The organism is Methylobacterium symbioticum (genome assembly GCF_902141845.1).
GTDB classification, from domain to species: domain Bacteria; phylum Pseudomonadota; class Alphaproteobacteria; order Rhizobiales; family Beijerinckiaceae; genus Methylobacterium; species Methylobacterium symbioticum.
In genome coordinates this window covers 24,019-46,001 of record NZ_CABFPH010000041.1, presented here as the reverse complement: position 1 = coordinate 46,001, position 21,983 = coordinate 24,019, and the positions used below count along the sequence as shown (strand labels likewise).

Sequence of the window (21,983 nt, the reverse complement as noted above, 5' to 3'; positions counted from 1 at the left end):
CCGCCGGAACTCGGCGGGGTATGCGGGGCGGGTCTTGGGCATCGGGCAAACACCTCACGCGAAAGCGATCTCGGTGTCCATCAAACCGGGGCAATCCCACTCGAGGCCGATGACAACATCGAGCCCGGCACGGTGACGCTGGGCGGCTGGTATCATTTCGGCCGCTTCGGCAGTCTTCGCTTCGATCGGAGCGGAGGCTCGCTTGCCAACCCGTCCAGCAGCGGCCTTGCGCGCCGCTTCCGGGGCAACAGCGGCATCTACGGAATCATCGATCAGACGATCTACCGGGAGCCCGACGACCCGAACGATGGCGCCAGCGTATTCGTCCGCCTGTCCGGTTCGCCCTCCGATCGCAATCTGCTTGACCTCTACCTCGATGCCGGCATCGGCTATAAGGGCCTGCTGCCCGGCCGCTCGGACGATACGGTCGGCGTCGCTTTCGCCATCGAGCGTATCTCGAAGAACGCCCGAGGGTTTGATCGCGACACCCTTCTCTTCGGCGGCACGCCTGCACCGCGGCGCAGCAGCGAGGCCGTGCTGGAGGTCAGCTACCAAGCCGTCCTCGGCCCTGGCGTTACCGTGCAGCCGGACTTTCAGTACGTGTTCCGGCCCAGCGGCGGCGGCGCCAATCCGCGCGAGATGGATGGTCGGCGGATCCGGAACGCGGCCGTGTTCGGCCTGCGCGCGACGATCCGGTACTGACCGGTGCTTGCGATGCCGATCTATCGTGCGCGGATGGCATCGTCGGCGAGATCAGTCAGCCTATCGTGTCAATCAGGAGTTGCCCGAGCCTTTGCTCGCGCCAACAGCAGTTCGAATTCGGCGTGACGGTCATCATGGGTGCGGATATACTCTCGCACGAGGGATTTCACGATCGTGTCGCACCAGGCATTGATGGCAGACAGTTCGGTGTCCGGGCTGTCGGATCGCAAGCTCTCGATGGCTTTCAGCGCCCCTGCCTTGGCGACATCGGCTGCTTGTCTCAGGACGAGGAGGTTCTCGGCGGCGGGGACGCCGTGGCTGACTTCGTCCTTCACTTCCTGCGCGTAGAAGCGAAAGTCTCCCCGCTTGCCGGCCGTTTCGGCCAGAAAGGAGGGATCGCGAGCGGTGCAGACATTTCCAATCATCAGCATGAGGTCGGCCGGCGTGAGCAATCGCGTCAGCATGCTAAGATCCGAGGATGCTGCCAAGCTGCTCGCGGGTAAAGCAGTCAGCCCTGCGAGAGTCACGGCGGCAACAATGCACTTCGAGAACTTGCAGCACATAAGCACCATCCGGAATATTCTTGCCGCGAGAAACAAAATCGGGATTAGGGAGTCCGGCACTGTGCTACTGGTCCTTTGCCCAACGCTATATGCCTAGCCGCCATGATCTTATCCTGCCCGACATCGTTGTTCGTGACGAGTTGCCTTGCTGCTACTCAGCCCTTTCTCGACACTCGCCCGGACTGAATTTTGAGCGCCTCTCAATCTACTGGTATGTGAACGGCCCCTGCGCCGTGGCTCTCGCCGGATTTGGTAACACGGGCGAAGTCAGGTGAATGCAGCAGGAGCGAGCGGCGGAAGTGGCTCCGGAGTATCGCGGCAATTGAATCACCTCCGATCCAGCCAGTCCTGCGACGGCCCACCAAGGTCCGAGCCTGTCCTGCACAGAAAAGCCCCACTGGGTCGGCGGGGCTGAAGGGGAATACCAGGTACGCGTCCTTCGAGTAATGAGTCAGTGGGAGCGATGTCCGCCGAAGTGGCCGCCGTGACCCCAGCCACCGTAGCCGTGGCCCCAACCGGGTGCATAATCCGCATCGTCCCCATAGCCTTCGACGAACTGACGATAGCCCAACCGTGACCAAAGTGCCCGTGATGCCCGTCACCTGACCGGCAGGCTTCGGACCGGGTCGGTGAGAGGATCGGCTAGGACCAGAGGAGTTGGAGATATCGCCAAAACGCTCCGCTCCTACCTCTGTGAACCTTGCTGCACCTCCGCCGTTGATTCACGACTGCCCAGGCCTGCTCAAGATGGGTGCGGCGAGCTCCCATCCGGCAGATGACCTATGTCCCTGGATGATGCTCGATGAGGAAAATGTGCCATGCACGTCAGGTTCAGAGCGGCCCGTATCACTGGTTACGCCGCGCTTGCGTTGCTGACCGGTAGCATTGTGGGATCTATCCCAGCCGCTGCGCAGCACCACGGCGGGTTTGGCGGTCATAGCGGGTTTGGCGGTCATAGCGGGTTCGGCGGTCACGGCGGGTTCGGCGGTCACGGCGGGTTCGGCGGCCACGGTGGGTTCGGCGGTCATGGACTGCGCCATGGCTTCTACGGGGGGCACGGTGGCTATGGAGGCCATTATGGCTACCGTCGCCACGGCCACTTCGGTTACGGTGCGGCGGGTCTGCTCGGTGGTTTCGCGCTCGGAGCTTTGGCCGCGAGCCCGGCCTACTACGGCTACGGATACGGCTACCCTGCGGCTTACGGGTATGGTTACCCAGCCTATTACGGTGGTGACTGCCACCTCGTGCGGCGGCGCTTCATCGGAGCTTATGGCGGAACCTACATCCGCCGGGTTCGCGTCTGCGATTAGATCGCAGCAGAGCTTCTGCGCACGATCAAGCGGACTTCTTCAATCTGTAGTTCTGGACAGATGCGTGTTGGCCGCAATCAGCGGCCAACTAAAAGTTAGAAATCTTGTTGCCGCTGACGATGGCGAGAAGCAATCAAGAAAGCATAAAGATGTGGCAGACTTCGATTGTGCTTGGATCGCAAAGTCCTGATTGGCGCGCCAAGTTAGGGAACGTCGTCGCGGATGTCATGCCGAGGAGCCTGGGCCTCCTCGCGCTGATCTTAATCCCGCTGCTGCCGTCGCAGGCGCAAGCCATCTCGGACCGACGGGATCAGCCGAGACAGGCAGACATCCCGGAAGGTACGCGGCCGCCGACGGACATCGCGCCGCCTCGCGCCTTGAAGCCCACCACGAAGGTGATGCCCGGAAATACCGGCCTGACCGGAACAAGGCGCTCGCGTACCAACCCGCTGGATCACCTGAGCAAGCCATACCGGAGGTCGGGCGAGGAGAAGGGCCACCGGCGCTGAGACGGCGAGCTCGCCGTTTTCACCACCCTCGCTCCCGCTTGCGAAGGCAAATAGGACGCTGTTTGCCGTGAGGAGCGTTCGATACGAACCCACCACCGGCTCCCGTGCTGGCCGATCCAGCCGCGCGGCTCAACCCCACTCCAGCCTCCACTCAATCCTCCCCGACCGCGTCGACCGAGTAGCCCGCACCATCTATGGCAAAGACCACGATCTGCGGATCGGCGGATGCGTCCACCCGGACCTCGCCCGTTCGGGAATCCGCTCTCACGACCGTGTCCTCTCCGAGCTGATCCATGATCGCTCGGGCGATCCTGCGCTCGCACTCGTCGCCGGTCATGCCGGTGACCTTGTAGACGCGCATGGTTGCCCTTTCTGGCTTGATCGTTGCCGTGCGCCATGCTCGTCTGCCGCGACGGTGAACCGCTCTCTATTCCGCCGGCAATGCCGCGGCGTCTTCAGCGTCGGGGCTGCGCTCGTCGCGGTCCTTGCCCCGCCATCGCACACGCTCCGCTGCGACGTAGAAGACGGGGGTCACGAACAAGGTTAGGATCGTGGCCACAAACAGGCCACCGATGACCACGGTCCCGATCGAGATGCGCGCGTTCGCGCCCGCTCCGCTGGCGGCGGCCAACGGCACCGAGCCGAGGATGAAGGCGAAGGCCGTCATCAGGATCGGCCGGATGCGCAGATGAGCGGCGTCCTGCGCAGCCTTCAGGGCATCCACGCCGGTCGCGCGGGCCTCCTCGGCGAAGGAGACGAGCAGGATCGAGTTCTTGGCCGCGAGTCCGACCAGCAGGAGCAGGCCGATCTGCCCGAAGATGTCGAGCGGCAGGTCGCGCAACGCCAGCGAACCAACCGCCCCGAAGATCGCCAACGGCGTGGCCAGGATCACCACGAAGGGCAGCCTCAGGCTCTCGTACTGCCCGGCGAGCAGCACGAAGACCATCAGCACGCCGAGCCCGAAGATCACGGGCGCATAGCCCCCCGCGAGTTTCTGCTGGTAGGCGACCTCCGTCCACTCGATGGCGTAGTCGTTCCCGAGCGTCTTCCCTGCCAATCGCTCCACCGCCGCGATCGCCGATCCCGAGCTCGATGACTCGGCGGTCTCGACGGCGATCTCCACGGCCGGGTAGGTATTGTAGGACAACACCGCCGTCGGACCGCTGACGAAGCGCGGTGTCACCAGAGAGCCGATCCGCACCGGCTCACCCTGGCTGTTCAGCACGGTCAGACGCTCGAGATCCGCGATTTTGCGTCGGCCCGAAGCCTCGCTCTGGACATAGACCTGGTAGACGAAGCCGAACCGGTTGAAGAGGTTGACGAAGGACGAGCCCACATAGGTGCCGAGGGCGTCGAACAGGCGCTGAAGGGGCACGCCGAGCTGCTCGGCTTTGGCCCGGTCGATGTCGAGCCGCACCTGTGGTACGCCGTAGCTAGTGATGGGAACGGCGCTGCCGATTTCGGGCAACTTCTGGAGCTCGGCGACGAAGCGATCGGCCGCTTGGGCCAGCTTGAGGCCACCCGCGCCGCTCCGGTCCTGGAGTTCGACCGTCAGGCCGCCGCGGGAGCCGAGCCCGGGCAGGGGTGACGGATCGACGATGCGGATCTCGCCGTCCGGATGGTTCTTGAACTTGGCCTTGACCGCAGCGATGACCTGATCGGCGCTCTCCTTACGCTCGCTCCAGGGCTTCAGGGCCGGGATCTGGAAGCCGTAGAACGGCGCGATCGACTCGGACAGGATGCCGCGTCCGACGACGCCGAGGGTGTTTGCCACCGCGGGCTGCTCACGCACGAACGTGCCGACCTCCTTGACCAGCGCCGTCGTGCGCCCCACCGAGGCGCCCTTCGGCATGGCGATGTCGACGAAGAAGTAGCCCTGGTCCTCCTGCGGCACGAAGGCCGACGGGCGCTGCGATACCAGCCAGTAGGTGCCGGCGGCAAAGCCGAGAAACACGAGGCCGGTGATCACGAGGTGACGCGAGAGCGCCCCGATCGCGGCCACGACGCTGTCCGCGCCGCGCTGGAGCGCGGCATCGAACCAGCGCAGGGGCATGCGCCACCACCGCTTCGCCTCCCCGCCGTGGCCGGGCCTGAGCAGCAGGCCGCAAAGGGCTGGCGTCAGGGTCAGGGACACCACGGCCGAGATCAGCACCGACACCGCGATGGTGAGCGCGAACTGGTTGTAGAGCTGGCCCGTCAAGCCGGGGATGAAGGCGACCGGCACGAACAGGGCCGCGAGCACCAGCGTGGTGGCGATCACGGGGCCAGCTACCTCGGTCACGGCCTCGCGCGCGGCTTCCCGTGGCGTTCGTCCCTCGCCCATCAGGCGCTCGGTGTTCTCGACGACGATGATGGCATCGTCGACCACCAGCCCCACCGCGAGCACGAGGCCGAGCAGGCTCAAGGTGTTGAGCGAGAAGCCGAGCACCGCCATGGGGCCGAAGGTTCCGACGAGCGCCACCGGCACCGCGATCGCCGGGATCAGCGTGGCGCGCCAATTCTGCAGGAACAGGTAGGTGACGAGCACCACGAGCGCGATGGCTTCGAGCAGGGTCTTGTAGACCTCTCGGATCGCCTCCTTCACGAACTCCGTGCGGTCGAGAGCGATCTCGTACTTCAGGCCGGGCGGAAAGCGTTTGGCGAGCTCCTTCATGGTGGCACGCACGCCCTGCATCACCTCGACGGCGTTGGCTTGCGGGTTCTGGTACAGGCGCAGCGCCGCCGAGGGCTTGTTGTCGAAACTTGAGCGCACCCCGTACTGCTCCGAGCCGAGCTCCACCCGGGCGACGTCGCGGATGCGCACGACGGACCCGCCGGGGTTGGCGCGCAGCACGATATTCTCGAACTCGCTCGTCTCGACCAGCCGCCCCTTGGTCACGATCTGCAGTTCCAAGGGCGGCGCATCCTCCATCGGCGGCTTGCCGAGGGAGCCGGTGGTGATCTGCGCATTCTGCTGGCGCACGGCCTCGACGACGGCCTGGGGACCGATGCCGAGCGCCTCCATCTTGGCCGGATCGAGCCAGACGCGCATGGCGTAGCGCTTGTTCGAGAGGTTGACGATGCGCCCCATCCCCTCGACACGGCGCAGCGGCTTGATCACCTGCGTCTCGGCCCAGTTCGACAGGAACAGCTCGTCGTACTGATCGTCCTCGCTGTAGAGGACGACGTTGCCGAGCTGCTGGCGCGAGCTCTTGGTGATCTGCAGGCCCTGATCGCGCACCGCTTGCGGCAGCCGCGCCTCGGCGCGGTTGGCGCGGGTGAGCACGTCGGCGGCGGCCGCGTTCAGGTCCGAGCCGACCGCGAAGGTGGCGTAGAGAACGACGCTGCCGTCGGTGTTGCTGAAGGAATAGATGTAGATCAGGTTCTGGGCGCCGTTGATCTCCTGCTCCAGCGGGATCGCGATCGCCTCGTAGGCCTGCTGGGCGCTGGCGCCGGGATAGGTCGCCTCAACGGTGATGATCGGCGGCGAGATCTGCGGGAACTGCGCGGTCGGCAGGCTCAGACCCGCCACGGCACCGATCAGAGTGATCAGGAACGAGATCGCGCCGGCCAGAATGGGCCGATCGACGAAATAGGCGAACATGCCGGGCCTTTCGCTCGTGTCCCACCCGAGCGAGGCTTGCGGCGCTCGCGGCGGTGCAACGCTTCGTGCTCGGGCGAGTTCCCCCCGCGCCAGGGCACCTGACGGTGCCCGTCTCACGGACTTGTTCGCTCTTGGATTTGTTCGCTCCTGGCTCGGAGGGCTGACGCGTGCGCACGCGGCTTCGTTATGGATTGGCCGGCCTCGCTCTGATCCTGGTCGGCATCGGCGCCTGGGCTGCGATGGGCCATCCGCTGCCCGCGGCCGTGCTGAAGGCATTGCCGGCTTCTCTCGCAGGACGCCTCGCAGCAGCCCCCCCCTCGGGGGCAGAAGCAGACCAGAAAGGCCCGGGCGAACCAGAGTTCGCTGTCGGCGTGGTCGAGGCGAAGATGGCGACCGTGCCGATCAGCTTCGACTACACTGGGGTGATCGTCTCGCCGCAGGACGCGGCGCTGCAGCCACGCGTGACGGGCGCCATCATCGAGCGGCCCTTCGAGCCCGGTGGTACGGTCAAGAAGGACCAGGTGCTGTTCCGGATCGACCCCCGGCCCTTCGAGGTGGCGCTGAAAGACGCCAAGGCCCAGAGCGAGCGGGCCAAGGCCGCGCTGGAGTTCGCCGAAGCGGAGGTGCAACGAACCGACACGCTGGCCGACAAGGGCTACGCCACCCAGCAGCGCCTGCAGCAGCTCGAGAGCAACCGGACCTCGGCCAAGAGCCAGGTTCAGGCGGCCGAGGCCGCGATTGCCCGCGCGCAGCTCGACCTCGATTACGCCGTGATCAAGGCGCCCTTCGATGGCCGTGCCAGCCTCTCGGGGATCAACATAGGCGACCTTGTCACGGCGAACGCGACGAACCTCGTCAGCGTCGTGCAGATCGACCCGATCGACGTGCAGGTCGCGCTCTCGACTGACGACTCGAAGGCCGTGCGAGCCGCCATGCAGGGTGGTGGCGCCGCTCTGACCGTGCTGGGCGACGACGACGAGCCGGGACGGGAAGCCAAGGTCTACAAGCTCGACAACCGCTTCGATCCCGCGACGGCCCGGCGTCTGATCCGGGCCAAGCTCGCCAACGCGGATGGCCTCTACCTGCCCGGCGAGTTCATCCGGACGCGTCTGCAGGTCGGCCGCAAGGAGCGCCTCCTGGTGCCGACCCGCGCCCTGTCGGCGCAACTCGACCAGCGCATCGTCTGGAGCATCGGCGCCGATTGCCGCATCAGCATGCGGCCCGTCGAGACGGGTGGAAGCTACGGCGATCAGACCGAGATCGTGAGCGGATTGAAGCCCGGTACCCGGATCGCGTCAGATCATCTGCAACGCCTCAGCCAGAACCTGTGCGTCGGTGTCCGTCCTGCGGCCAAAGCGGATATCGCGCAGGATGGCACACGAGGCATGCCGCAGTCGGGATCTTCCGCCGGCGGGGCTGGCTCGGCTGCTCCCTGAACGGGCCGGCCCGCTGCAGCGCGGAGATCTCTCGTTCGCTCGCACCGTAGGAGCGCCGGCAGGCGGAGGAACGACACGATCTCCACGGCCGTTATCCCGTCCGCAGCTGTATGGTAGCCCCCTTGACAAGGATTTTTCCCGTGAGATCACGCGTCCTCGCATGCACGGCAGCCGCCCTCCTCGGGAGCTTCGCCCTGTATGGGTCCGCCCTGGCGGCCCCGGGCACACCGGTGCTAGGCGCTGGCCTGAACCTGGAGCTCTCACTCGTGCGCATGACCCGAGGCGAGACGATGCATCGCCGGATGCCGCGCGGACGCCGGGTGCAGCCGCGCGGCATGGGTGACCCCAATGCGCGCAACCCCTCCCGCCCCGGGTACCAGCAGCAGAAGGGAAACACCTCGGGCGGCCCACGCTACTGAAGACCGTCATCCGGACGTGGTCGCCGGTTCGCGCGGCCCCGCACACCGAAGCGCCTCCAACGCGGAACACTCGGTGTGCGCCGTCTCGCTCGGAACCGGCAGGGAAGCGGGCGCTCGGCAGCAGACGGGCGTGGGGTCGGTTTCAGGGGGCACAGCGACCGGACGACCGTTGCGCGAGGGGCTTGGCTTTGGCCGGTGAGAGATTGAGCGCCGTGCCGATCAGGGCCAGATGCGAGAAGGCCTGCGGAAAGTTGCCGAGCTGGCGCTTGGCTCGCGGATCGTATTCCTCAGCGAGGAGCCCGACATCGTTGCGGAGCCCAAGCAGGCGCTCGAAGAGAGCCTGCGCCTCCTCGCGCCGGCCCTGCAGCATCCAATTGTCGGCAAGCCAGAAGCTGCAGGGTAGGAAGGCTCCTTCGCCGGGCGGCAACCCGTCCTGAGTTTCCTCGGTGCGGTAGCGCAGGACGAACCCGTCGACCAAGAGGTCTCGCTCGATGGCGCTGACCGTCGCGCGGATGCGCGGATCGCTTGCAGGCAGAAAGCCGACTAAGGGCAGCAGCAGCAGGCTCGCGTCCATGGTTCTGGAGCCGTAGGACTGCACGAAAGCGCCTACCTCAGGGTTGAAGCCCTGCCGGCACACATCGGTGTGTATCCGCGCCCGCAGCGCCCGCCAGCGCGCGACCGGCCCGTCCCAGCCGAACTCGGCTGCGGTTTTCACCATCCGGTCGAGCGCGACCCAAGCCATCACCTTCGAGTGGACGAAGTGCTTGCGCCCGCCGCGCACCTCCCAGATGCCCTCGTCCGGCTGGTCCCAGACGGTCTCAAGATGCTCGGCTAGCGCCTTCTGCAGGGCCCAGGCTTCCGGGTTCTCGGCCAGCCCCCCGTGCCGGGCCTGGTGCAGCGCGTCCATGACCTCACCGAAGACGTCGAGCTGAAGCTGTGTGGCGGCGGCGTTCCCGACCCGGACAGGACGCGAGCCCTCGTAGCCTGGCAGCCATCCCGCCTCCCATTCGCGCAGGTGGCGCTCGCCGGCGAGGCCATACATGATCTGGAGCTGGGCCGGGCTGCCGGCCACCGCCCGCAGGAGCCACTCGCGCCAGGCCCGGGCCTCGTCGTAGTAGCCGGCGTTCATCAGCGCCAGCAGTGTGAGGGTCGCGTCTCTCAGCCAGCAGTAGCGATAGTCCCAATTGCGCGCGCCGCCGATCCTCTCCGGCAGGGAGGTGGTGGGGGCAGCAACGAGGCCCCCGGTCGGCGCATAGGTGAGCGCCTTCAGCGTGATGAGTGAGCGGCCCACGGCCTCGGACCAGCGGCCCTGGTAGGTGCACCGGCTCGACCAGGTACGCCAGAACGCCTCGGTCTCGGCGAGCGCGCGGAACGGATCGACCGACACGGGCGGCGGCTGATGCGACGGGCCGTAGCTGAGGACGAACGTTGCGGTCTCCGCCTCGCCGAGCGTGAACGCTCCGACGGTTCTCAAGTCCTCACCGTGCAGCGGCACGCCGGTCTTCAGCACCAGCATGTCGGGTCCGGCGATGGCTCGCAGCAGACCGCCCTCCAGGCGGCTCACCCATGGCACGTTCGCGCCGTAGCCGAAGCGGAGGACAAGGTCGGTTTGCAAGGTCGTGCGGCCTCGCCGGCCAACGACGATGCGCACCAGGTCCGGAGCAGCACTGCGCGGGGGCATGAAGTCAATCAGGGTGACGGCGCCCTCGGCCGTCTCGAACTCCGTCTCGAGGATCAGAGTGCCTTCGCGGTAGCGGCGCGACACGCGGAACCCTGGGGCGGCGGGGGCGATCTGCCAGCGGCCGTTCTCGGGTGAGCCAAGCAGGGCCGCAAAGCACGCTGGCGCGTCGAACCGCGGCCAGCACAGCCAGTCGATCGAGCCGTCGCGCCCGATGAGCGCGGCCGCCTCGCAGTCGCCGATCAGGGCGTAATCCTCGATCCGGGACGGCACGGCCGGTGCCTCTCGCACGCGCTCAGGTCTTTCGCAGCTTTTCCTCTTCCTGCAGAACCTCGTTCTCGACCTGCACGGTGACGTGGCGCGTGTCGAACTCGGCCGCCATGACCCGCTGCACCGCCTTGCGGATGCGCGCGGCCTCGGCCATGTCGGTCACGACGACGTGCGCGCTCATGGCGTCGATGCCGGAGGTGATCGAGCGCACGTGCAGGTCATGAACGGAGCGCACACCCGGGATTGCCAGCAGCTGACGCTCGACGATGCGGGTGATCACGGAGGCGACATCCGAGCCACGGAAGCCGTTCGCAGCCTCGTAGGCCCCCAGCGGTTGAGCGCGCGCGCCCTGTGCTCCGAGTGCGACCGGAGCGAGCATGATGAGATCGGCGACGAAGGCGTGGTTGATGGTCGGCATCTGTGATCTCGCACGGCGTACGGTGCTACCAAGCCGGATTTCGCTCCATCATTGCACGGGAGAGCCGCGGTTGCGAACCGCCCTGTCCCTCCCGCGTCGCGTTCCGACAAAGGGTGGAGCCGCGGGTGCCGCGGCTGCAGCACAACTACGCCATGACCACGCACGCGGCAAAGGGGGTAACGGTGGACGAGGTCGCCGCGATCGTGCGCGATAGTGGCGAGACGGTCCGGCTCTGGGTCCACCGCCACGAAGTCCTCGGCGCGCAGCAGCCGCAGCACGGCATCCCGCTTGCGCTGCTGGGACATGCGCCCACCGCGACCGGGGTCAACCGCGTCTACAACCGCTCCCGTGTTCGTCGTCATCACCCCTGTTGGGAGACCGTCCGCCAACGGGTGGTCTCAAGCAACCGGGGGCGGACGAGGCGACGCTCGCACGTGCGGGGTGAAGCGTGGTCGAGAGCTTCGCCACTAGCCTCCGGCAGGACGGGATTGCGGTCCACGCTGGCCTTAGGTTGCCCTGAGCAGCGGGCAGGCCGAGGGGCGAGTCAATCGCCTCAAGCTATTGAAGCGCTCCATATACGGCCGCGCCAAGCCCGACCGACTGCGCCGCCTTCTCCTCGCAGTGATTGATCCTGAACCACCAGACTTGGCGATGAACCACTTTCCAGGGGACAGGCCGGGAGAGAAGCCCCAACAGCGTACGCTCAGCGCGTCAGTCCGCCGTCGACAGCTGCAAAGGCCGGATTTGCTTGTGATGAGAGGGGAGACCGACTTGGATTGGGTCTTATCGCGACCGTCAATTTTTCAGAGGCGGCAACTCAAGGAGCGGGCATGACTGTCATGACGGTCAAATTCGATATAGCAAGCGACAACGAAGCTTCATATCAGCTAATCTATAGCAAATTCATCGATGAGCTAGGTCGCGGGCGCGGCAAATTCCAAATTGCTTTCAAAGACAATGTGTACTTCGTAAGCACTCCAGAAAACATTCACGATTTCGTAAGACGGCTATTAAATAAAACAGATTTCAGAATAGACAAGGATCGCCTAACGGTGATCGACGAACGCTCCAAGAAAATTTTTATATGTGGAGCTTGTGATATGGATATTTTCGCAAAATTTCCAGAGTTTCAGCTGATTTCGATAACTGAATAATAGCGATAAGCAGGCTCATAGATGAGAATTGGCCCAATTTTATCGTCCCGCGAAGTCAAGCTGGGTCGGGACTGAATGGGCCGCGTTCGCGTCGAGGCGGATACAATTTTCTTCCAGCGGCCTGGTGTCCGGCCGTGTCGCAACCTCGGTCAAGCGATGTGAACTGCACCCTGTTTGACCGGACAGGCCGCACAGCTCAGGAAGGCATAGGCGTTGCCGTGCCGGCGATCATGGTCAACGGCGAGGCGCCGATCGACCGTCAGAAGTCCGTGTGGAGGCGGGCTGCGAAAAAGTGTGCCGGGCCACGGTCGCGATTGTAGGCCGGGTTCGCCACGAGCTGGTAATCGGCGGAGACTGTCACGGCCTTCGTGAGGCTCAGCGCGTAGTAAGCCTCGGCCGCGCGCTCGGCGCGGTAGCTCAAGCGGCCATCGCCGATCACCAGACCGAGGCCGCCGTTGGCGAAGAAATCCCGGTGCGAGCGGGACAGGTTGTTGAGGGCAGCGCCGAGGCCGACCGTGTCGTCGGGCCGGCCCCAGGCGCCGCCCTTCAGCGAGACACCGCCGGAGACACTGCGGTCGATGTCGGCGAAGGAGAGGCTCTCGTTGCGTCCGTCGTTCAGGCTGGCCCGCGCGAACACCCCGAATTGCGATGTCACCGCCTGTTCGAGGTTCAGGTAGAGACCGCTCTTGCGCCGGTCGCGTCGGGTGGCCGCGGCCGCATCGTTGATATCGGCGAAGAAGCCCCCTTGAGTGAGGTCGACCACCTCGCGATAGTTCGCCGTACGGGAGACGTTGGTAAACAGGCCGAGGCGGATCTTGCCGGGCTGGTCGAGCCCCGGGAGCACGTGGCGCTCCTCCAGCTCGACCGTAAGGCCTCCCTTCCGGGCGATGCGCGGGTCGAGAACGTTGCTGCTCGGTTCTTTCGGCACCTGTGTGTAGGCCGCCCGGATCGCGAACTCCTTGCGGTTGTACTCGACCATCACGCCTTGCGTGAACCCGGGCAGGTTCGCAGGGAAGTCATAGGCCCCGGACGCCCAGAGGGACCAGTTCAGGAAATCGACGCGGGGATCGTGCGCGTAGGTGTTGCCGTCGAAGAAGTCGCCGAGCGCGAACTTGCCGGCCACGATCGTGATCCGCTCGATGTCGCGGCGGGTCGCGACCTGGTTCGGGCCGTCCGGCACATCCTCGGTCTCGCCGTCGAGGCCGAAGGTTTGGCGGACGAAGTAGCGTTGCGAGCGGAATTTCGGGAAGGGCGCCCCGGCCTTCTGCGCTTCGCCATTGACGAAGCCGGCGACGCCGAGCGTCCGACTCAGGCCGAAGCCCTGGTCGAATTCGGGGTTATAGTAGAGTTCGGTGCTGTCCGTGAGCTTGAAACCGAGGAAGGCGGTCGCCGTCAGCGTGGCGCGTGCCTGGCGCGGCACGAGGCTCTGCGGCCCGAGATAGGGCGAGCGGAAGCCGGACACGCCCTGGTCCACGAAGGTCGTCTGGCCGTGCAGCGAGACGCGGTCGCTGATCGCCGTATCGGGATCGTGGGGGGCTACCTCGCCGGGCTCGGGCGGCAAGACGAGACCACCCGGATACCAGGACAGGCGCGCGAGGACTTGGTTGGAGGTGAAGGAGGCCCGCGCGGAGAAGGGGCCGCCGGTGACGCCCGGAACGGTGCCGAGATCGAGCCGTCCGCTCCGGCCGAGGTCGAGGTAGCGGTATTCCAGTCCCAGCGCGAGGTTCTCGGTGATGGCATACTCGATGCCGGCACCGAGCGAGAACCCGAGGAAGGCGCGGCCCCGCCGAAGGGCCGGGGCTGACGTCGTCCCCGGATCAGGGAAGTTGGTGAGAAACCGGACCTGAGCGCCCGCAAGCCCGAAGCTGGCATAGACGAGATAGCGCTCGAACGCGTAGCCGACGCGGGCCCGGGCTGTCCCGAACACGTCGGCCTTGGTCCGGGTCACGGGGAAGGCGGGATCCAGCCCCTCGAAGCCGAACCCAGGCGTGGTCGAGGACACGGGCCGCTTCAGGTTCGTGGCGTCAACGTCGGCTTCAACGCCATACACGAACGGGCCGATCTGCCAGGCGTACCCGCCGAACAGGCCGCCGAGCGCGGTGGTCGCATCCCGCCCGGCATCGTTGCGGCCCGTGGCATCCCCGGTGCGGAATTCCGGCACCGAACGGCGGCCGATCATGCCGGAACCGAAGCCGAAGTCGCCGAAGGCGTCACCGGCGCTGCCCTGCCATCCGATATAGCCGCCCGCCCAGGTACCGAAGGAGGGCAGGTGTGTCGCGTCGTGTGGCGTCGGCGTGGCGCGATCGGCCCCGTGGGCGCCGGTGGACAGGCCAGCGAGCAACGTCGCAACCCCTGCACCAATCCCTGCACCCGCGCGGAGGCGTCCTGCGGCCTGTCTCCACCGGCTCATCGTGCCGCCTCCACATGCATGAACCGATCCCGCACCAGCGATGCGGTGACCGGGACACGATGCGGCATCCGCCCAAACTTGGCCGTGCCGCTAACCATGGACGAGCGGCTTCGTGCAAGTCCGCCGCCGGGTTCGCGTTGAGCTGACGACCCCGGCCGATGAGATAGCCGCGCGTACCACCGAGGTAGACACCGGTCTCACGCCCCTCGCCACGCCTACGGAGCGGGAGGGTGAGAGGCCGGACTTCCAGAATTCAGGCGGCATAGCGTGTGGGTTGCTGGCAGCGACGGCAGCCATGCCGCTCTTCCCATCGGCCGTGATCACGACTGCGAACCCGCCTGCGGGCGAGGTAGGGCGGCATTCGAAACGCATCGTGGCCGTGCGCGCGATCGATCGTTCCCCGAATGCCGCGGGTTCGGTTAGGGGCGCATCACCGCCGAAACAGGCGGCGATCTCCGGGCGCGCCTGTTTATCGACGGCCGATGACGGTTCGATGCCACTTGTGAGCTTCTCGGCTGCGCAGTACGGCTGGCGCGGGGTGACCGGCACGTGCCCTACCCCCGGCCTCGAAGCCTGCGCTGGAGGGCGTGCGTGGCGTCCATGGTCCCGTTCGAGATGATCCCGGCGGGACAGGTTTGCGGTGAAGCGGCTTGCTCGCGAGAGGAGGACGGGGCGCGCAGGTCGCCCGGTCGTCGTCCGCTGACGAGGCCCGCCGCGACGCACCGCTCATCAAGCCCCGGGCTCACGCCGCATCGGCATGCCCGGCCGCCGAGGTAGCGATTGTCCGATCAAGGCCGCATATGGCGTCGCGCCGAGCCCGATCATCTCGGCGGTTTGCGGGTCGACCACCCTCGTGGGCCCGGTGCAGATGATCGCGACCTGCTTCACGGGGTCTGCCCGAGGATCAGGTCCGACGCGTGCCGGGAGGCCGGGTGGCCTGTGGCCCCCTGGTGGGCGACCGAGCACGACTCGTAGCGGTCGCCCCTGGCCAGCATGGTCAAGCGCCGCTCGCCGGGAACGGCCTTCCTGACGGCCAGGAGCGCGCGTCCGGACGGCCACGACACAGTCTCGGCACCCGGCATGGTTTGCGGCTGACCATACCGCCGCACGCCCTCCCGGTAGATGGCCTCGTAGCGCGACGGCAGTTCGGCCTCCGAGAGCGGACGGCTGAGCCAGATGACCTGCTGCAGGCCCTCGTCCCGGCAGACTTCCAGGATGACCTCGTCCGTATCGATGCCCGCGGCCAGCGGACGGTCGTGGAAGTAGGTCAGCGCGGTGATGTTCGCTTCACGGTCGACCATGGAGGGCTTCGGCACCGTGTCGACGGGTCCCCAGGACAGGCCAAACGGGGCTTCCTGAGCATGGGCTCCGTGCAGGCAGCCGAGCCAGAGCAGGGCCGACAGGGCGCTGCGTCTCATCGTCGTCTCTCCCTCCGTTGATCTGCGACGTCCCTGCACGTCGTCGCTGGCGCGTGACTGAACCATGGATTGCGATCTCGATCGGCGCTTCCGGACCGAGCACCAGACCCCCGCGGGAATACCCCGAGATCATCGATGTTGGGCTCGAGGACGACCGTGCGCAACCATTCCTTGCAGCGCTGGTTCTCTCGTCGCTAGCCCCGGTTCCAGGGCGAGACGGTGTTCTCAACGGCCTCGAACGGTGCCGGACTTGCGCCGAGCGCTGCCGGAAGATGGCCGCCGAACGCGAGGCGCTCGTCGAGCGTCTCCCGTCACACCATGTGTCGGCCGTCTCAGGTCGAGGAGATACGTCATGATCGATGCAAGCCAGATCAAAGAGCAGATGGAGGTCAAGGCGTCCGATGGGCACCATGTCGGCACCGTCGATCACATGCAGGGATCCGATCAGATCAAGCTGACCCGGAACGATCCGGCCGCGCAAGGCGCGCATCACCTCATCCCGCTCGCCTGGGTCGAGCGCGTCGACGCGCATGTACACCTCAGCAGGTCGAGCCAAGAGGTCATGGCGCAGTGGCAGAGCCAAGGCTGAGACCGACCGCTCCTTGCTCCTCTAGCGGCTAGAGGTTCTAGGCTGCCGGGGAGCAGGAGGATCTCATGACGGGACACAGTGCGGACGCCGCGCGCAAGAACGGTACGACCTTCACCTGGAAGGTCGAGGGGATGGATTGCGCCAGCTGCGTCGGCAAGATCCAAACGGCGTTGGCCAGGTTGCCGGGCGTCAGCGACGTCAGGGCTTCGACGATCACCGAGACCCTGACCGCCACGATCGATCAGACCCAGATCTCCTCAGCGACCGTCGAGAAACGCGTGGCCGGCCTCGGCTACACGCTCACGCGCAAATTGCCGCCATCCCTCACTTCCGGTCCCGAACACGAGCTGCTCGGCCGCCACGATGCGAACGCAGCACACGGCTGTGGTGACCCGGGCTGTGACCAGGACGCGCAGGCACCCCTGACGACGGCACACCAGCATGACGGCGTTCTCGCAAAGCAGGGGCACGCACATGGCGAGAACGCCGGCAGGCCTTGGTGGCAGGCCAGCAAGGGCCGTCTGGTCCTGTTCACCGGCGCCATGCTCGCCCTGGCCTGGATGATCAAGCTCAGCGTTCCCGCGCTGGCCTTCTGGGCATTCGTGGGCGCGACGCTGGTCGGAGTCGCGCCCGTCGCCCAGCGCGCCATCGCGGCCACGCGCGCCGGCATGCCGTTCACGATCGAGATGCTGATGTCGATCGCCGCTGCCGGCGCCCTGTTCATCGGCGCCGCGGAGGAAGGCGCCCTTGTCGTGTTCCTGTTCGCGGTCGGCGAGGTGCTGGAGGGCGTGGCGGCCGACCGAGCCCGCGCCGGCATCCGGGCGCTCGGCGAACTCGTCCCGAAGACAGCGTTGGTCGAGGAGAACGGCATCGCCCGAGACGTGCCGGCCGCGTCGCTCGCGATCGGCCAGACAGTGCTGGTGCGACCGGGCGATCGCATCCCGGCCGACGGCGTCATCCTCTCCGGCACGTCCGGCATCGATGAGTCTCCTGTGACGGGGGAATCCTTCCCGAGCACCAAAGGGGCGGGGGACGGCGTCTTCGCGGGCTCGATCAACCGCGAGGCGGCACTCCGGGTGCGCGTCGCCAAGGCCGCCGAGGACAACACGATCGCGCGCATCATCCGCCTCGTCGAGGAGGCGCAGGAGGCGCGCGCGCCGACGGAGCGCTTCATCGACCGCTTCTCGCGCTGGTACATGCCGCTCATCGTCGGCCTCGCCCTCCTCGTCGTTCTGATGCCGCCGCTCCTGTTCGGGGGGCTTTGGTCGACCTGGGTCTATCGCGGGCTCGCGCTCCTGCTGATCGGCTGCCCGTGCGCGCTCGTGATCTCGGTGCCGGCCTCGATCGCATCGGCCCTGTCGGCCGGGGCGCGCCGCGGCTTGCTGATGAAGGGCGGAGCCGTGATCGAGGCGGCGGCGAAGACGCAGATCATCGCCTTCGACAAGACGGGCACGCTGACCGAGGGAGCGCCGCGGGTGACGGACGTCGCGGTCTATTCCGGCAGCGAGGCTGAGATGCTGCGGCTGGCTGCGGCCGTCGAGACCGGATCGAACCATCCACTCGCCGTCGCGATCGTGGAGTGGGCCAGGACGACGGGCTGCCGGATCCAGCCCGCCGACGGGGTCAGGGCCGTTCCGGGTCAGGGCGTGACCGGCTCGCTCGACGGGCAGGAGATCTTTCTCGGTGCTCCGCGCTTTGCCGAAGGCGGTACGACCTGGCCGGCCGGGGCGAGCGAGCGGAGCGCCGCGCTCGAAGCGGAGGGCAAGACCGTCACGGCGCTCGTGGTGGGCGGCCGTTTGGTGGGGCTGATCGCCCTGCGCGACGAGCCGCGTCCCGACGCGAAGTCGGCTCTCGCAGCCCTACAAGATCTCGGCATCCGTCCGATCATGCTCACGGGCGACAACGCGCGCACCGGTGCGGCGATCGCGGGTGCGCTCGGTCTGGAGTTCCGCGCCGAGCAGATGCCCGACGACAAGGTGGCGGTGATCCGGGCGCTCGGGGTGGGGGGCGGGGTCATGATGGTGGGCGACGGTATCAACGATGCACCGGCGCTGGCGGCGGCGAGCGTGGGGATCGCCATGGGTTCGGGCACCGACGTCGCCCTGGAGACCGCCGACGGCGCGCTCCTGAGGAGCCACACCTACGACGTCGTGGAGATGATCCGCTTGGCGCGGGCCGCCATGGCCAACATCCGCCAGAACATCGCCGTCGCGCTGGGGCTGAAGGCGGTGTTCCTGGTCACGAGCGTGCTCGGGCTGACGGGCTTGTGGATCGCCATCCTGGCCGATACGGGGGCTACCGTGATCGTCACCGCGAACGCGCTGCGCCTGCTCGGGTTCTTCGGTTCCGGCGGCACGTCGGGCGGGGGCGACACGGCGCAGCCGAGCGAGGCTCTCGAGCCCGCGGCGGCGTGAGCGCACGTCCCTGCCCCGCAGGCCTGGCTCATCGCTGGAGGAGCGGCGGCTGGGCCGGTTCGCTGCCCGAGGAGCGCCGGCGCCGCGGCGGGCCATCGGGCCGTGAGGCGTCAGGGTGTCGACGCATCTTCTTACTCCACCGCCCGCGTCGCCGGGACGCTGTGATCGTCCGCTCAGGAAAGAGGAACCGGAATGGGTGCAGGGCATGATCATGGAGCAACCCTCGGCGGCTCGGCCGCGGGGCGGCACCGCGGGCGCCTGATCTGGGCGCTCGGGCTGACCCTGACCTACATGGCCGCCGAGGTGGTCGGCGGCTTGCTGACCGGCAGCCTCGCGCTCCTGGCCGATGCTGCCCACATGCTCACCGACGCAGGAGGTCTTGCGCTGGCACTCCTGGCGATCCGCTTCGGCGAGCGGCCCGCGACGCCGCAACGGACCTACGGCTACCTGCGCGCGGAGGTGCTCTCGGCGCTGGCCAACGCCGTCGTGCTCCTCGTCCTCACGATCTACATCCTCTACGAGGCGTACCGCCGCTTCGTCGACCCGCCCGAGGTCATCGGCGGCCCGATGCTGGCGGTGGCGGCCGTCGGCCTGGTGGTCAACCTGATCAGCATGCGCCTCCTGTCCGGCGGCTCGTCGGAGAGCCTGAACGTCAAGGGCGCCTACTTCGAGGTGCTCTCCGACATGCTCGGCTCGCTCGGGGTGATCGTGGCGGCAGTGATCGTGATGGTCACGGGCTGGCGGCTGGCCGACCCGATCGTGGGAGCCGGCATCGGCCTGTTCATCGTGCCGCGCACCTGGAGCCTGCTCAGCCAGGTCACCCATATCCTGCTGGAGGGCACCCCGCCCCAGGTCGACGTCGTGCTGCTGGAGCGCCGCTTGGCCGAGATCCCGGGCGTGGCCGGCGTGCACGACCTTCACGTCTGGACCATCACCTCGGGTCTCGACGCGATGAGCGGGCACTTGGTGGTGCCTGGGGCGGGTGACGCCGCCCGCGTGCTGCGTCACGCACGGCAGATCCTGGCGGACGAGTTCAAGGTCGATCACGTTACGATCCAGATCGAAGATGCGGCGCTTCGAACCGAGGAAAAGGCTCTGCACATCTGAGCGGACCTGAGCCGCTCGGCCTCCGCCGCCGATGGTGTGTCCCCGTCGCAATCCAGGAATACGGAACTTCGATGTCAGCTTGGGCCTACACGCTCATCCCAGCCCTCGCGACGGTACTGGGGGCCGCCGTCGCCGCCGTGCGTCAGCCTGGCCCGGCGGTCACCAGCGCCGTCCAGCATCTCGCCGCGGGCGTCCTGTTCGCCGCGGTCGCGGGCGAGATCCTGCCCGACCTCAAGCATCAGCAATCCCCGATCGCGGTGATCGTCGGCGGAGCCCTCGGTGTCGCCCTGATGCTCCTGGTCAAGCGCCTGGGGGAGAAGGCGAAGGGGTCGGTCGGGCTCATCGCGACGGTCGGGATCGACATTCTGATCGACGGCCTGGTCCTCGGCATCGGCTTCGCGGCCGGGGCGAAGCAGGGCCTGCTGCTGACGGGCGCACTCACGCTCGAGGTACTGTTTCTCGGGATCGCGGTCGCCTCCAAGCTGAAGCAAACGAGCGGCTCTGCGGGACGGGTGGTCGGTACGGTGGCCGGTCTCGCGCTCCTGCTGCCGCTGGGTGCGCTCCTGGGCACGCCGGTCGGTGCGCTGCCCGGGCCCTATCTCGCCGGCTTCTTCGCGTTCGCGCTCGTCGCGCTGCTCTATCTCGTCACCGAGGAGCTGCTCGTGGAGGCGCATGCCGTACCCGAGCAACCTTGGACCACCGCGATGTTCTTCATAGGTTTCCTCGGCATGCTGGTGATCGAGGAGATCGCCACTTGAGGCGCGCCGGCTCGCGCATTGGCGATCATGCTGAGGGCTGCCTTCGCCTGTGGGGCGCACCGCGTAGTGCTATCGAGAAAGAACCGTCACGCCGATGAAGCTCACAGCCTTCAGCCTCTGGGAGGTGGCATCCCATCTCGTGGATCTCGCGATCGCCTACGCCCTCGCGGCGCCGATCGGGTGGGACCGCGAGCAGGAGGAGCGCTCGGCTGGCATCCGCACCTTTCCCCTCGTCGCGGTCGCCGCCTGCGGCTTCGTGCTGGTCGCGATCCGCGTGCTCGGTGCGGACTCGACGGGCCAGGCCCGCATCCTCGAAGGTGTGATTACGGGTGTTGGCTTCATCGGCGGCGGGGCCATCCTGAAGCATGCCGGGCGTGCCTCCGGCACCGCGACCGCCGCCAGCCTGTGGGCCACGGGCGCGCTCGGGGCGGCAGTGGGCTACGGCCTTTACGACATCGCCGCCATCCTGAGCCTCGTCACCTACCTGACGCTGCGCTACCTCGTGCCGCTGAAGCAGGCTGCCCACCGCGACGGAGGCGACACCAACGGTAGAGGATCCGAAACCGATCCAGAGGAGCCGAACACCGATACGGCCGCGCGTTCGGCGGGCGCCGTTCTGGATCGGGAAGGGGCAGCCGATCCGTCACTTCCCCGCGGGGACGCTCGAGGCGATCCCAGTCCATGACGGGCTTCACCTCGGTCGGAGGGGCGCAGACCTTGTGCTCACTTGCGGTCGATCGTAGATCAGGGCTGAGATGACGAGCCTGCGGCACCTTTGGACAAGCGACCCGGCGCGCCTGCTGCGCACTGCCGTGGCATGCTTGGTAGCCTTCGTGTTCGCCTTCTCCGTCATCAGCTCCGAAACTGCCGCGGCACCCAGCTCCGTTCAGAGCGATGGACTGCTGACGCTCGCGTCGCATCCGGCTCCCGATCATGCAGGATCGGGCGACCCGGCGGATGCGGGCATCCTGCTCCATGCCCACTGCGGCTGTCACCAAGTGATGCGGGCCGAGCCGGTCGCGTTCGAGCCGGTCCGGACAGCTGATCGGATTGCTTATCCGATCCAGACCGAGCCGCTCGCCTCCCGCGCCGCCTCCCCACTCCGCAGACCGCCCCGGGCCTGACCCGTCCCACCGCTACGGTGGACTGTCGCCGCTTGCGCCTTCTTCAGGGGCTGAGCGTTGGAGGTCATGTGGGAACTTGGAAGTGATCGGCCGCGCCTCTGCGCAGCCGGCGCCCAAAGGC

The 21,983-nt window shown here is 67.1% G+C and carries 18 protein-coding genes and 1 pseudogene; 11 read left to right on the top strand and 8 right to left on the bottom strand.

The window, feature by feature from the left end; all coding sequences use genetic code 11:
• Nucleotides 1-702 (top strand): carbohydrate porin (locus MET9862_RS15155; RefSeq protein ID WP_142583745.1); only part of this gene is annotated, 702 nt, incomplete at its 5' end.
• 68 nt (nt 703-770) lie between these two features.
• Here MET9862_RS15155 and MET9862_RS15150 read toward each other — a convergent pair.
• Both MET9862_RS15150 and MET9862_RS29820 read right to left on the bottom strand, forming a co-directional pair.
• Nucleotides 771-1,166, bottom strand: a complete 396-nt coding sequence (locus tag MET9862_RS15150; RefSeq protein WP_053622088.1) for a hypothetical protein — start codon at nt 1,164-1,166, stop codon at nt 771-773.
• A gap of 821 nt (nt 1,167-1,987) precedes the next feature.
• Nucleotides 1,988-2,293, bottom strand: coding sequence for a hypothetical protein (locus tag MET9862_RS29820; RefSeq protein ID WP_210248106.1), 306 nt, complete (start codon nt 2,291-2,293; stop codon nt 1,988-1,990).
• Between the two features lie 431 nt (nt 2,294-2,724).
• On the opposite strand from MET9862_RS29820, the gene MET9862_RS15140 reads away from it, so the two are divergent.
• Nucleotides 2,725-3,084: a hypothetical protein gene (locus tag MET9862_RS15140; RefSeq protein ID WP_142583744.1), complete on the top strand. Its 360-nt coding sequence runs from the start codon at nt 2,725-2,727 to the stop codon at nt 3,082-3,084.
• Nucleotides 3,085-3,235: 151 nt separating this feature from the next.
• Here the strand turns inward: MET9862_RS15140 and MET9862_RS15135 are convergent, their stop codons facing one another.
• The gene (locus MET9862_RS15135) at nt 3,236-3,445 is read right to left on the bottom strand and encodes a heavy-metal-associated domain-containing protein (RefSeq protein WP_053622090.1); all 210 of its coding nucleotides are present in this window, start codon (nt 3,443-3,445) and stop codon (nt 3,236-3,238) included.
• A 66-nt stretch (nt 3,446-3,511) separates the two neighbouring features.
• Nucleotides 3,512-6,667: an efflux RND transporter permease subunit gene (locus MET9862_RS15130; RefSeq protein ID WP_053622091.1), complete on the bottom strand. Its 3,156-nt coding sequence runs from the start codon at nt 6,665-6,667 to the stop codon at nt 3,512-3,514.
• A gap of 167 nt (nt 6,668-6,834) precedes the next feature.
• Between MET9862_RS15130 and MET9862_RS15125 the strand changes: the two genes are divergently transcribed.
• Nucleotides 6,835-8,103, top strand: a complete 1,269-nt coding sequence (locus tag MET9862_RS15125) for an efflux RND transporter periplasmic adaptor subunit (protein ID WP_238178967.1) — start codon at nt 6,835-6,837, stop codon at nt 8,101-8,103.
• Between the two features lie 561 nt (nt 8,104-8,664).
• On the opposite strand, the gene MET9862_RS15115 is transcribed toward MET9862_RS15125, so the two are convergent.
• Nucleotides 8,665-10,473 carry a glycoside hydrolase family 15 protein gene (locus MET9862_RS15115; protein ID WP_053611289.1) on the bottom strand — a complete coding sequence of 603 codons (1,809 nt, stop codon included), beginning with the start codon at nt 10,471-10,473 and terminating at the stop codon, nt 8,665-8,667.
• A 22-nt stretch (nt 10,474-10,495) separates the two neighbouring features.
• The gene (locus MET9862_RS29415; RefSeq protein ID WP_053622092.1) at nt 10,496-10,888 is read right to left on the bottom strand and encodes a cation transporter dimerization domain-containing protein; all 393 of its coding nucleotides are present in this window, start codon (nt 10,886-10,888) and stop codon (nt 10,496-10,498) included.
• A gap of 420 nt (nt 10,889-11,308) precedes the next feature.
• Here MET9862_RS29415 and MET9862_RS15100 point away from each other — a divergent pair.
• A pseudogene (locus MET9862_RS15100) lies at nt 11,309-11,506 on the top strand (ISL3 family transposase); the annotation flags it as partial.
• A 158-nt stretch (nt 11,507-11,664) separates the two neighbouring features.
• Nucleotides 11,665-12,042: a hypothetical protein gene (locus MET9862_RS15095; protein ID WP_163006264.1), complete on the top strand. Its 378-nt coding sequence runs from the start codon at nt 11,665-11,667 to the stop codon at nt 12,040-12,042.
• A 259-nt stretch (nt 12,043-12,301) separates the two neighbouring features.
• On the opposite strand, the gene MET9862_RS15090 is transcribed toward MET9862_RS15095, so the two are convergent.
• Nucleotides 12,302-14,452, bottom strand: a complete 2,151-nt coding sequence (locus MET9862_RS15090) for a carbohydrate porin (protein ID WP_142583740.1) — start codon at nt 14,450-14,452, stop codon at nt 12,302-12,304.
• A gap of 884 nt (nt 14,453-15,336) precedes the next feature.
• Entirely contained in the window at nt 15,337-15,870 is a 534-nt protein-coding gene (locus MET9862_RS15085) for a hypothetical protein (RefSeq protein ID WP_053608418.1), read from the bottom strand.
• Between the two features lie 352 nt (nt 15,871-16,222).
• Between MET9862_RS15085 and MET9862_RS15080 the strand changes: the two genes are divergently transcribed.
• The 6 genes from MET9862_RS15080 to MET9862_RS29815 all read left to right on the top strand — a co-directional run bounded on the left by MET9862_RS15080 (nt 16,223) and on the right by MET9862_RS29815 (nt 21,862).
• The gene (locus MET9862_RS15080) at nt 16,223-16,459 is read left to right on the top strand and encodes a DUF2171 domain-containing protein (RefSeq protein ID WP_053608419.1); all 237 of its coding nucleotides are present in this window, start codon (nt 16,223-16,225) and stop codon (nt 16,457-16,459) included.
• A 65-nt stretch (nt 16,460-16,524) separates the two neighbouring features.
• Nucleotides 16,525-18,873: a heavy metal translocating P-type ATPase gene (locus MET9862_RS15075; RefSeq protein WP_053622019.1), complete on the top strand. Its 2,349-nt coding sequence runs from the start codon at nt 16,525-16,527 to the stop codon at nt 18,871-18,873.
• A 192-nt stretch (nt 18,874-19,065) separates the two neighbouring features.
• Nucleotides 19,066-19,980 (top strand): cation diffusion facilitator family transporter, encoded by a 915-nt coding sequence (locus MET9862_RS15070; protein WP_053622018.1) that lies wholly within the window; start codon nt 19,066-19,068, stop codon nt 19,978-19,980.
• 71 nt (nt 19,981-20,051) lie between these two features.
• Nucleotides 20,052-20,738, top strand: coding sequence for a ZIP family metal transporter (locus MET9862_RS15065; protein ID WP_053622017.1), 687 nt, complete (start codon nt 20,052-20,054; stop codon nt 20,736-20,738).
• A 139-nt stretch (nt 20,739-20,877) separates the two neighbouring features.
• Nucleotides 20,878-21,423 carry an MgtC/SapB family protein gene (locus MET9862_RS15060; RefSeq protein ID WP_438616618.1) on the top strand — a complete coding sequence of 182 codons (546 nt, stop codon included), beginning with the start codon at nt 20,878-20,880 and terminating at the stop codon, nt 21,421-21,423.
• 70 nt (nt 21,424-21,493) lie between these two features.
• Nucleotides 21,494-21,862 (top strand): hypothetical protein, encoded by a 369-nt coding sequence (locus MET9862_RS29815; RefSeq protein ID WP_053608598.1) that lies wholly within the window; start codon nt 21,494-21,496, stop codon nt 21,860-21,862.
• Nucleotides 21,863-21,983 lie beyond the last annotated feature (121 nt).

Excerpts from the sequence above, each read along its gene's own strand:
- MET9862_RS15135 (WP_053622090.1), bottom strand. The coding sequence starts at position 3,445 with ATGCGCGTCTACAAGGTCACCGGCATGACCGGCGACGAGTGCGAGCGC.
- MET9862_RS29815 (WP_053608598.1), top strand. The coding sequence starts at position 21,494 with ATGACGAGCCTGCGGCACCTTTGGACAAGCGACCCGGCGCGCCTGCTG.
- MET9862_RS15065 (WP_053622017.1), top strand. The coding sequence starts at position 20,052 with ATGTCAGCTTGGGCCTACACGCTCATCCCAGCCCTCGCGACGGTACTG.
- MET9862_RS15140 (WP_142583744.1), top strand. The coding sequence starts at position 2,725 with ATGTGGCAGACTTCGATTGTGCTTGGATCGCAAAGTCCTGATTGGCGC.
- MET9862_RS15090 (WP_142583740.1), bottom strand. The coding sequence starts at position 14,452 with ATGAGCCGGTGGAGACAGGCCGCAGGACGCCTCCGCGCGGGTGCAGGG.
- MET9862_RS15130 (WP_053622091.1), bottom strand. The coding sequence starts at position 6,667 with ATGTTCGCCTATTTCGTCGATCGGCCCATTCTGGCCGGCGCGATCTCG.
- MET9862_RS15085 (WP_053608418.1), bottom strand. The coding sequence starts at position 15,870 with ATGAGACGCAGCGCCCTGTCGGCCCTGCTCTGGCTCGGCTGCCTGCAC.
- MET9862_RS15150 (WP_053622088.1), bottom strand. The coding sequence starts at position 1,166 with ATGCTGACGCGATTGCTCACGCCGGCCGACCTCATGCTGATGATTGGA.
- MET9862_RS15075 (WP_053622019.1), top strand. The coding sequence starts at position 16,525 with ATGACGGGACACAGTGCGGACGCCGCGCGCAAGAACGGTACGACCTTC.
- MET9862_RS15070 (WP_053622018.1), top strand. The coding sequence starts at position 19,066 with ATGGGTGCAGGGCATGATCATGGAGCAACCCTCGGCGGCTCGGCCGCG.
- MET9862_RS29415 (WP_053622092.1), bottom strand. The coding sequence starts at position 10,888 with ATGCCGACCATCAACCACGCCTTCGTCGCCGATCTCATCATGCTCGCT.
- MET9862_RS29820 (WP_210248106.1), bottom strand. The coding sequence starts at position 2,293 with ATGACCGCCGAACCCACCGTGGCCGCCGAACCCGCCGTGACCGCCGAA.
- MET9862_RS15080 (WP_053608419.1), top strand. The coding sequence starts at position 16,223 with ATGATCGATGCAAGCCAGATCAAAGAGCAGATGGAGGTCAAGGCGTCC.